The sequence below is a fragment of the Streptomyces sp. NPDC091280 genome (genome assembly GCF_044768565.1).
Taxonomy (GTDB): domain Bacteria; phylum Actinomycetota; class Actinomycetes; order Streptomycetales; family Streptomycetaceae; genus Streptomyces.
In genome coordinates, this window is record NZ_JBIVUZ010000019.1 from 160,268 (window position 1) to 171,448 (window position 11,181).

Below are 11,181 nucleotides of genomic sequence, written 5' to 3' on the forward strand. Positions count from 1 at the left end.
CTAGCGGGGATCAGCTGCAACGCTTGTGCTTAAACTGCGGTCTCTTCGGTCAGCCGGATCAGGGCAGCGGCGTCCATGTCGTCGATCGACGCGGCGCTGTCCTCCGTCGGAGAGCCGTTCTCCGAGGCGTTGTTCACCAGTTCAAGGAGCGCGTCGAGCAGCCCCGTCGCCCGTAGGCGGCCGATCGGAATCGATGTCAGTACTTCCCGGATCTCGTTCTCCTCCGTCGAGCGGCTGGTGTTGCCGTTCGGCGCGGCTCCGGGCATGGCGACCGGGATCATGTACCGGGTGACGGCCATCGCGGTGGGATGGTCGAAGACCAATGTGGTCGGGAGTTTCAGTCCGGTCGCCTGGGTGAGTCGGTTGCGCAGTTCCACGGCGGACAGCGAGTCGAAGCCGAGTTCCTTGAACGCCCGCTCCGGATGCAGCGACGATGCCGTCGCGTGCCCAAGTACGGCCGCCACCTGGGCGGTTACCAGGTCCAGCGTCACCCGCTCCCAGTCGTCCGGCCCGACCTGGGCCAGCCGGGAGGCCAGCGAGCCGCCCGCACTCGCCGCCCGGGTCTGCCGTGCCTGGACCCGTACGAGCCCGGCCAGCAGGGGCGGTGCCATTCCTTCCCTGGCCTGCGTCCGGATGGAGGCCAGGTCGAGTTGCACGGGCGCGACCAGCGCCGCGTCCACCCGCTGGGCCGCGTCCAGCAGCTCCAGCCCCAACTCCGTTGCCAGCGGGTGCAGCCCGAGCCTGTTCAATCGGGTCAGGTCGGTGTTGCCGAGCTCGCCGGTCATCCCGGTCTCCACGGCCCACAGGCCCCAGGCCAGCGACACCGCCGCACGTCCCTGCGACCGCCGCCGCGCCGCCAAGGCGTCCAACACGGCATTGGCGGCTGCGTAGTTGCCCTGCCCGGGATTGCCGATGAGCGCTGCGACCGACGAGAACAGCACGAACGACCGCAACTCCATGCCGGCCGTCAGCTCGTCGAGCAACAGGGCCGCGTCGACCTTTGGGCGCATCACGCGGTCGAGCTGCTCGGGCGTCAGCGAGGTCACCACACCGTCGTCCAGAACGCCGGCTGCATGCACCACACCAGACAGCGGGACGTCCAACGAGGCGAGCAGAGCAGTCAGTTGATCGCGGTCCGCCACATCGCAGGCCGCGACACGGACCCGGCCGCCCGCGGCCTCCAGCTCCGCGACCAACTCGCCCGCACCCGGCGCCTCCAAGCCTCGCCGGGACGCCAGCACCAGATGCCGGACACCACCCGACTCCACCAAGTGCCGGGCCACCAACGCACCCAGACCACCGGTCCCGCCCGTGACCAGCACCGCGCCGTCCACATCGACCGGCCCCGGCACCGTGAACACCACCTTGCCCGTATTACGACCCTCACGCAGGAACCGGAACGCCTCCCCAAACCGACGCACATCCCACGCCCGCACCGGCGCATGCGACAACACACCCGCCCCGAACAACCCCACAATCTCGCCCAGCATCCGCCCGAGCCGCTCCGGACTCACCTCGAACAGATCAAACGCCCGATAACCCACCCCGGGATGAACCTCAGCCACCACCTCCGGATCCCGGATATCGGCCTTGCCCATCTCCAGGAACCGGCCACCCCGCGGCAACAGCCCCAGCGACGCATCGACGAACTCACCCGCCAACGCATCCAGCACCACATCCATCCCCGCACCGTCCGTCACCCGCGCGAAGACCTCCGCGAAGTCCAAGTCCCGCGAGGACGCGATCCGTTCCGCCGGCACACCCAGCGCCCTCACGGCCTCCCACTTCGACGGACTCGCCGTCGCATACACCTCCGCCCCCAGATGCGTGGCCAACTGCACCGCCGCCATCCCCACACCACCCGCCGCCGCATGCACCAACACCCGCTCACCAGCGGACAGTTGACCGAGTTCGACGAGGCCGTAGTACGCGGTCAGATACACCACTGGCACGGCAGCGGCCTGCTCGAAGGACCAGGCCTCCGGCATCCGCACGACCATCCGCCGGTCCGCGACCGCCGCCGTACCGAACGACTCAAGGACGAGACCCATCACGCGGTCGCCGGGCGCGAGGTCCGTGACATCGGAGCCGGTCTCCAGGACGACTCCCGCCGCCTCGCTGCCGAGTGGCGCGTCTCCCGGATACACGCCCAACGCGATGAGTACGTCACGGAAGTTGAGCCCGGCGGCGCGTACCGCGATCCGGATCTCGTGTGCCTCCAGCGGACGGTCCGCGTCCGAGCGGATCAGCGCCAGGCCCTCCAACGAGCCCTTCGTGACGGGCGACAGCCGCCACGGGCCTTCGGGCAGCGTCGATTCCGTCGCTCGGGTCAGTCGCGGGGCCAGCGTCCGGCCCTCGCGCACCGCGATCTGCGACTCGTCGAGACCGGCGAACGCGGCCCAGTCCGGGTCCGCTCCGTCGCCGCTGTCGTCGGCCGGGTCGAGGTCCAACAGGACGAAACGGCCCAGGTGTTCGGACTGGGCGCTGCGCACCAGACCCCAGGCCGCAGCTGCCGCCACGTCCGGCGACTCCTCACCGACCGAGACCGCGCCCCGGGTCACCAGCACCAGCCGGGACTGCGACAGCGCGTCGGCGGCCAGCCACTCCTGCACCAGGCGCAGCGTCCGTACCGCCACGGCGTGTGCCTCGTGTGCCTCGTCTCCAGGGGCCGTTTCCGCTTCCACGCCGGCGACGACCACCTCGGGCACCGACGCGCCCGCCGCCACCGCGCCGAGCAGCGCGTCGAGGTCGGCGTAGCGTTCCCCGGGGCCGGGCTGTTCGCCGAGCAGGGCCACCTGGATCGGTCCGGGCGTGTCCGCCGGACGGACGGGGACCCATTCCATCGTGAACAGGCTGTCCTGACCGTTGCCTTGGGCGCGTTCGAGCTGTGCCTGGTCGACGGGGCGGAAGGCGACGGCGTCCACCGCCGCGATCACGGCGCCTGAGTCGTCGGTCATGTCGATGCGGAACGCGGACTCTCCCGCAGGGCTGATCCTGACCCGGGCCAGTGGCCCTGAGGCGTCCCCGGTCCTGATCCCCGACCAGGAGAAGGGCAGGCCGATCTGGGAACCGGGGCGCGTGTCGAGCAGGCTGCCGTGGAGTGCCGCGTCGAGGAGCGCCGGGTGGATGCCGAAGCCAGCAGAGGAGCCCACCGGCTCGTCCGGCAACACAACGTCCGCATAGACGAGTTCACCGTCGCGCCAGGCCGACCGAAGCCCCTGGAAAAGCGGACCGTACTCGTAACCCGCCTCCGCCAACCGCTCGTACAACCCCTCCACCGGCACCACCACAGCACCCTCCGGCGGCCACACCACCGGGAACGGCACCCCACCCGACTCCACCTCCCCACCGAGCCGACCACGCGCATGGCAGGTGGGCTGGACGGTTTCGCGTCCTTCCGTCTCTCCTGGCGTGGTGTAGATCGCGATGTCGCGGTGGCCGTCCTCGTCCGGGGCCCCGACCGTGACCTGGAGGTCGAGCACCTCGCCCTCGGACAGCAACAACGGGACCTGCAACACGAGTTCCTCGACCACCGGGCAGTCGACCTGGCCGCCCGCCGCGAGCGCCAGCTCCACCAGCGCCGCGCCGGGAACGATGACCATGCCGAACACCGCGTGATCGACCGTCCAGGGCTGGGCGTCCTGCGAGACACGTCCCGTGAACACCCACTCGTCGCGGTCACCGACGCGCACGGCCGCCGACAGCATCGGATGCGCCAACCGGCCCAGCCCGGCCCCCGCGAGATCGGCACCGCCGGACCTCAACGGCAGCCAGTACCGGGAGCGTTGGAACGCGTAGTTCGGCAGCTCCACCGGCCGGGCACCTGAACCCGCGTAGAACTCGGCCCAGTTCACTCCGGCGCCCGACACGTGTGCTTGGCTCAATGAGGTCGCGAACCGGGCCGGGCCGCCCTGCCCGCGCCGCAACGAGCCCATGACGCGGACGCGTTCGCCGCCGTCCATCTCTTCGATCGTCTCCGTGACGGCGGAGACGAGTACCGGGTGCGGCGACACCTCAATGAAACGCCCCGCCCCCTGCTCCGCCAACGACCGCACGGCCTCCTCGAAACCGACCTGACCCCGCAGATTCGCGTACCAATACCCGCCGTCCAACACCTCCGTACCGACGAACCCGCCCCGCGCCGTCGAATAGAACGGAACCCGGCCCGCCATCGGCTCCAACGACGCCAGCACCCGCAGCAACTCCTCCTCCAACACACCCACCTGCACCGAATGCGACGCGTAATCCACCGGCACCCGCCGCGCCCGCACACCCTCCCCCGCCCAGCGGGTCAGCAACTCCTCCAGCACGGCCGGCTCCCCCGACACCACCACCGACTGCGGACTGTTCACCGCCGCCACCGACACCCGGCCGCCGAACTCCCCGATCCGCTCCGCCACCTCGACCGCCGGCAACGCGACCGACACCATCCCGCCCAGACCCGCCAGCCGCTCACCCACCAACTGCGACCGCAACGCCACCACCCGCGCCGCATCCTCCAACGACAGACCACCCGCCACATACGCAGCCGCGATCTCCCCCTGCGAATGCCCCACCACCACATCCGGCTCCACACCGCACGACCGCCACAACGCCGCCAACGCCACCATCACCGTGAACAGGACGGGCTGGACCACATCCACGCGTTCCAGCGACGGCGCACCCGCCACCCCACGCAACACATCCTCGACACGCCAGTCCACAAACCGACCCAGCGCCCCATCACACGCCGCCACCTCCCCCGCAAACACCGCAGAAGAATCCAGCAACTCCACCGCCATACCCACCCACTGCGCACCCTGACCAGGGAAAACAAACACCGTCTTCCCCGACACCACTCGACCCTCCACCACACCCGAACCCGGCTCACCCACAGCCAGTCCGGACAAGTCCGCCAGGAGACCCTCGCGGTCCGCGGCCGTCACGACGGCCCGGTGTTCCAGGTGGGCCCGCGTGGTCGCCGTCGAGTAGGCCACATCCGGCAGGGCCAATTCCGAGCGTGCGACGAGGTGTTCGCGCAGTCGGTCCGCCTGGGCCCGCAGCGCCGTCTCGTCCTTCGCCGAGAGCAGTACGGGGGTGGCGGGAAGGGTATTCGCGGGCTGCTGCGCGGGCTCCTCCGCGACCGCCGGGGCCTCTTCCAGGATCACGTGGGCGTTGGTGCCGGAGATCCCGAAGGAGGAGATGCCCGCGCGGCGGACGTGGTCGCCGGCCGGCCAGGGCTGGGCGTCGGTGAGGAGTTTGACCGCGCCCGAGGTCCAATTGACGTGTGCGGACGGGGAGTCCACGTGCAGGGTCGGCGGCAGCACCTCGTGGCGGAGCGCCTGGACCATCTTGATGACGCCGGCCACGCCTGCGGCGGCCTGGGTGTGGCCGATGTTGGACTTCATCGAGCCGAGCCACAACGGTCGTTCGGCGTCGCGGTGTTGGCCGTAGGTGGCCAGTAGTGCTTCGGCCTCGATGGGGTCGCCGAGGCGGGTTCCGGTGCCGTGGGCCTCGACCGCGTCGACCTCGTCGGGGCGCAGGCCGGCGGCGGCGAGGGCCTGGCCGATGACTCGTTGCTGGGCCGAACCGTTGGGTGCGGTGAGGCCGTTGGAGGCGCCGTCCTGGTTGATGGCCGAGCCGCGCAGTACGGCGAGGACGCGGTGGCCGTGCCGTTCGGCGTCGCTCAGTCGCTCGATCGCGACGACTCCGGCGCCTTCGGCCCAGCCGGTTCCGTCGGCCGCCGCGGCGAAGGCCTTGCAGCGGCCGTCCGGTGCGAGTCCACTCTGTCGGCTGAACTCGGCGAACATGCCGGGGCCGGCCATGACGGTGGCGCCGCCGGCCAGGGCCAGTGAGCATTCGCCCGCCCGCAGGGCCTGTGCGGCCAGGTGGATCGCGACGAGGGAGGAGGAGCAGGCGGTGTCGACGGTGACGGCGGGGCCCTGGAGGCCGAGGGTGTAGGCGACGCGGCCGGAGGCGACGCTCGGGCTGTTGCCGGTCAGGAGGTAGCCGTCGTAGCCGTCCGCCTGTTCGTGCAGCCTGGGGCCGTAGTCCTGGGACATGGCGCCGGTGAACACGCCGACCTGGCCGCCGCGCAGCGTGGTGGGGTCGATGCCGGCGTCCTCCAGTGCCTGCCAGGACGTTTCGAGGAGGAGGCGTTGTTGGGGGTCCATGGCGGTGGCTTCGCGGGGGCTGATGCCGAAGAAGCCGGGGTCGAACTCGTCGGCGTCGTAGAGGAATCCGCCGTTCCTGGTGTACGACGTGCCGGAGCGGGCGCGGGCCGGGTCGTAGAGGGTCGTCAGGTCCCAGCCTCGGTTGACGGGGAACTCGCCGATCGCGTCGCGGCCTTCGGCGACCAGACTCCACAGGGCGTCGGGGGAGTTGGCGTCGCCGGGGTAGTGGCAGGCCATGCCGACGATCGCGAGGGGTTCGGTGCTCGTGGAGGGTTCGTCGGCCGGGGTGTCGGGGGCCGTGTCTCCGGACAGTTCGGTGCGGAGGTGGCGGGCGAGCGCGTCGGGGGTCGGGTGGGCGAAGACGAGTGTGTCGCTGAGTTCGAGGCCGGTGGCGGCGGCGAGCCTGCCGCGCAGTTCGAGGGCGGCGCCGGAGTCGAGTCCGAGGTCCTTGAAGGTGCGGGTGACGTCGACGGCGTCGGGGGTCGCGTGGCCGAGGGTGATGGCGGTCGCCTTCTGGACGAGGCCCACCAGGTCCTCGGCGTGGGCGACGGGTTCGGCGGCGGGCCGTGCGGGGGTGGTCGGCGAGGGCGGGACCGTTCCCGCCGGGGTGTCGGGCCGGGCGTCCGCGGTGTCCGGGGCGCCGAACCAGTGGCGCTCGCGCTGGAAGGCGTAGGTCGGGAGGCCGGTGCGGTGTGCGGTGTCCGGGGCCGGTCGCCAGTGGAGTGGGCCGCCCTGCGCGTGGTACTGGGCGACCGAGGTGAGGAAGTGCCGGAGGCTGCCGTGGCCTCGGCGCAGGGTCCCGGTGACGAGTGATTCGGTGATGTCCGCGGCGCGCAGGGTCTCGCCGATGCTGCCGACGAGTCCGGGGTGCGGGCTGGTCTCGACGAAGGCGCGGTGGCCGTCGGCCAGGGCGGCCCGGACGGCCGACTCGAACTCGACGCTCTGGCGGAGGTTGCGGAACCAGTAGGCGCCGGTCAGTTCGGCGGTGTCGAGGAGGCCGCCGGTGACCGTCGAGTAGAAGGCCAGGTCCGAGCGCCGGAAGCGGATCGAGCCGAGGAGTCGTAGGAGGTCGTCCTCGATGACGTCGACCTGCGGGGAGTGCGAGGCGTAGTCGATGGGGACCTCGCGGACGCGGACGCCGTCGGCGCGGCAGGCGGCGAGCAGTTCCGCGAGGGCGCCGGGGTCTCCGGAGACCACGGTGCTGTGGGGGCCGTTCACCGCGCCGACGCCGAGGAGGCCGGTGTAGGCGGTGAGGCGGCGGCGGACCACGTCGACCGGTTCGGCGACCGACACCATTCCGCCGAGTCCGGCGACCGCCTTGAGTGCCTGGCCGCGCAGCGCGACGACGGCGGCGGCGTCGGAGAGGGAGAGGGCGCCGGCGATGTGCGCGGCGGCGATCTCGCCCTGGGAGTGTCCGATGACGGCGTGCGGGGTGACGCCCTGGGCCTGCCAGAGGCGGGCGAGGGAGACCATCACGGCGAACAGTGCCGGCTGGACGACGTGGCCCTGGTCCAGTGAGGGGGCTCCGGGCAGTCCGCGGACGACGTCGATGACGGACCAGTCCTGGTACTCGGCCAGTGCCTGGGCGCAGTCGGTGAGGTGCTGGGCGAAGACGGGTGAGGTGTCGAGGAGTTCGCGGGCCATGTCCGGCCACTGCGATCCCTGTCCGGGGAAGACGAAGACCGTGCGGCCGACGGCGCGCGCGGTGCCTTCCACGACGTTGGCCGCGGGGTCGCCCGCTTCGAGGGCCTTGAGGCCGGAGCGGAACTCGGCGTGGCCGTCGCCGAGGACGACCGCGCGCTGCTCGAAGGTCTGGCGTGTGGTGGCGAGGGACAGGCCGGTCTCGGCGGTGGGGACGCCGGGCCGTGCCTCGACGTGTGCGCGCAGTCGGCCGGCCTGGGCCCGCAGTGCGGGTGCGGTGCGGGCGGACAGCGGCCAGGCGTGTGCGGCGATGTGGTCGGCGGGGACGGTCGCCGTGGTGCTCGGCGCGGCTGCGGGCGGTTCGGCGACGACGAGGTGGCAGTTGGTGCCGCCCATGCCGAACGAGCTGACGCCCGCGACGAGTTGGCGTTCCTCGTCGGGCCAGGGGCCCTGTTCGGTGCGTACGCTCAGGCCGAGTTCGGCGAGCGGGATCGCGGGGTGGGGGGTCTGGAAGTTGAGGCTGGCCGGGACATGGCGGTGTTCGATGCTGAGGAGCACCTTCAGCAGTCCGGCGATGCCGGACGCGCCTTCGAGGTGGCCGATGTTGGTCTTGAGGGAGCCGACGTGCAGGGGCTTGGTCTTGGGTCGGTCCGTGCCGAGGGCGGCGCCCAGGGCCGCCGCTTCGATGGGGTCGCCGACCTTGGTGCCGGTGCCGTGCAGTTCGACGTACTGGATGGCGTGGGGGCTCACGCCGGCCGCGTGGACGGCGCGTCGTATGACGTCGCGCTGTGCCTGCTCGCTGGGGACGGTGAGGCCGTCGGTGAGGCCGTCGTTGTTGACGGCGCCGCCCAGGACGAGCCCGTAGATGTGGTCTCCGTCGGCGCGGGCCCGGTCGGCCGCCTTGAGGACGACGACGGCGCCGCCCTCGCCGCGGACGAAGCCATTGGCGCGGGCGTCGAAGGTGTAGCAACGCCCGTCGGGGGAAAGGGCGTTGAACTGTTCCGTCATGGCGGTGCTGCCCGGGTCCAGCATGAGGTTGACCCCGCCCGCGAGAGCCAGGTCGGTCTCGCCGCGGCGGATGCTCTCGGCGGCCAGGTGGACGGAGACGAGGGAGGAGGACTGCGCGGAGTCCACCGTCAGGCTCGGTCCGCGCAGGCCCAGGGTGTAGGAGACGCGGTTGGCGATGATGCCGCGGTTGAGGCCGGTGAGTGTGTAGCGGGAGATGTCTCCCTGGCCGCGGGCCATGAGGGTGGCGTAGTCGCTGGCGATACTGGCGGCGAAGACGCCGGCGCGGCTGCCCGCGAGGTGGGCGGGGACGATGCCCGCGTCCTCCAGTGCCTCCCAGCACAGCTCCAGCATGAGGCGCTGCTGCGGGTCCATGGCCGCGGCCTCGTTCGGTGAGACGCCGAAGAACGCGGCGTCGAACTCGGCGATGTCGTCGATGAATCCGCCCGGCCAGTCGGCTCCGCCCGGTCCCGCTGTCCGGTTCCTGTCGGACGCCTTCTCGATGGCGTGGCGGCCGTCGAGGAGGAGTTCCCAGAGTTCCTCGGGGGTGGAGGCTCCCGGGAGCCGGCAGGAGATGCCGACGATGGCGATTTCCGGTCCGCTGCCGGTGAGGGATTCAGTCATCACTATCTCCACAGAGGTCCGACGAGGCCATGTCTGACAAGGGGCGCCGTCCCGCCGGGACGGCGGGGGCGGCTGCGGTTGTCCGGTGTGTGCGATGCCGCGGCGGAGGGTGGGCCGGCTCCCGGGCGGGGCTCTGCGGGAGTGGGTGGCGGGCGCCGTGGGAGGGGCGGGCGGTGTCGGACCCGGCGTGGTGCCGGGGCGGGAGCCGGGGGCGGTTCGGGGGTGCGGCCGGTCGGGCCGCCCGGTGGGCCGGCCGCCGCGTGCGGCTCGTCGGGCGCGGCACCCGAAGGGGGCGGGTGCCGCGCCCGGCAGGTCAGTTGAGGGTCACGGGCAGGTTCTCGTAGCCGCGGATGGTGAGGCGGTCGCGGCGGGTGGGCTCGCCGGCCGGTGCGATGTTCGGGAACCGTTCGAGCAGTTCGGTGAAGGCGACGGTGCCCTCAAGGCGGGCGAGGGGGGCGCCGAGGCAGTGGTGGATGCCCGCGCCCATCGACACCGGCTGGATGGCGGTGCGGGTCGGGTCGAAGCGGTCGGGGTCCTTGTACCGCTTGGGGTCGCGGTTGCCGGCGCCGAGTGCGAGGAGGGCCCATTCGCCCATCGGGATGCGGGTGCCGGCGATCTCGGCGTCCTCGCGGGCGACGCGGGCGATGAGCTGGACGGGCGAGTCGAAGCGCAGCACCTCCTCGACGAAGTTGTCGGCCTCGATCTCCTTGGCGTGCAGTCCGGCGGCGACGTCCGGGTGCTGGAAGAGGAGGTTGAGCCCGTTGCCGAAGATGTGGGTCGTGGTCTCGATGCCGGCGGCCAGCACGACACCGAGGTTGCAGACGAGTTCCTCGGCGGTCAGCGGCGCGTTCTCCTGGTCGGTGATCTGTACGACGGCGCTGACGAGGTCGTCGCCGGGGTCGCTGCGGCGCTTGGCGACCAGGTCCTGGAAGTACTTCTCGAACTCCGCGTAGGCCGTGTCGGCGATGGCGGTGTCCTCTTCGGTCGGGGTGACCTCGAAGACCAGGGTCCAGTCGTTGGCGAGCTGCTTGAACCGCGGCCAGTCCTCCTTGGGCATGCCGAAGAGTTCACCGACCACGCCGACGGAGAGGTTGAAGGCGAAGCGGTCCATGAAGTCGACGGAGGAGCCGTCCGAGGTGGCGTCGGCCATCTCGTCGAGGAGGTCCCTGGCTATGGTCCTGATCATGGGTTCGAGGGCGGCGACCCGGCGGGCGCTGAAGGCCCGGGCCATCACGTCGCGCATGCGGGTGTGGTCGGGCGGGTTGGTGTCCAGGATGCTGTTGGTGAGGGCGATCACCGAGGGGTGCAGTTTCCATTCGGCGGCGGTGAACAGCCGGTTGTAGCGGTCGTCCCAGGGGCCGAACTCGGTCGCGCGGAGCGTCTGGTTGATCGCGTCGTAGCCGGGGACCATCCACAGCTGGTCGCCGAGCGGGGCGACGGGGCCCAGGCCGTGCGCAGCGGCGTAGTGGGGATAGGGGTTGTCGCGGCCCTCGGGGGTGAGCAGTTCCCCCAGAATCTCGTTGGCGTCCATGCGATGACTCCTCAAGTTGCCTGGTTCACGGTGGTGGTGGGGCCGAGGGCGGTGGTGCGGCGGAGCGCCGGGGCGGGCCGGGCGGGGCCGGCGTCAGGCCCTGGTCACTGGGCGGCGAAGCGTTAGGCCCTTGTCACTGGGCGGCGAAGCGTTCTTGGAACTCGGCCATGACCTTGCCGTAGATCTCGATGTCGGCCGCGGTGTAACGGGCCAGGGTGTCCTCGATCT

The 11,181-nt window shown here is 71.5% G+C and carries 2 protein-coding genes; both read right to left on the reverse strand.

Annotated features, from left to right (window positions below; all coding sequences use genetic code 11):
• Positions 1–29: 29 nt before the first annotated feature.
• Positions 30–9,422: a type I polyketide synthase gene (locus ACIQPR_RS43165; protein WP_403661109.1), complete on the reverse strand. Its 9,393-nt coding sequence runs from the start codon at positions 9,420–9,422 to the stop codon at positions 30–32.
• 313 nt (positions 9,423–9,735) lie between these two features.
• A complete protein-coding gene (locus tag ACIQPR_RS43170) occupies positions 9,736–10,953 on the reverse strand; it encodes a cytochrome P450 (RefSeq protein ID WP_403661112.1) in 1,218 nt (405 codons plus the stop codon).
• Between the last annotated feature and the right edge of the window lie 228 nt (positions 10,954–11,181).

Bases quoted from the DNA above. Each gene is read 5' to 3' on its own strand.
- ACIQPR_RS43165 (WP_403661109.1), bottom strand. From the start codon at position 9,422: ATGACTGAATCCCTCACCGGCAGCGGACCGGAAATCGCCATCGTCGGC.
- ACIQPR_RS43170 (WP_403661112.1), bottom strand. From the start codon at position 10,953: ATGGACGCCAACGAGATTCTGGGGGAACTGCTCACCCCCGAGGGCCGC.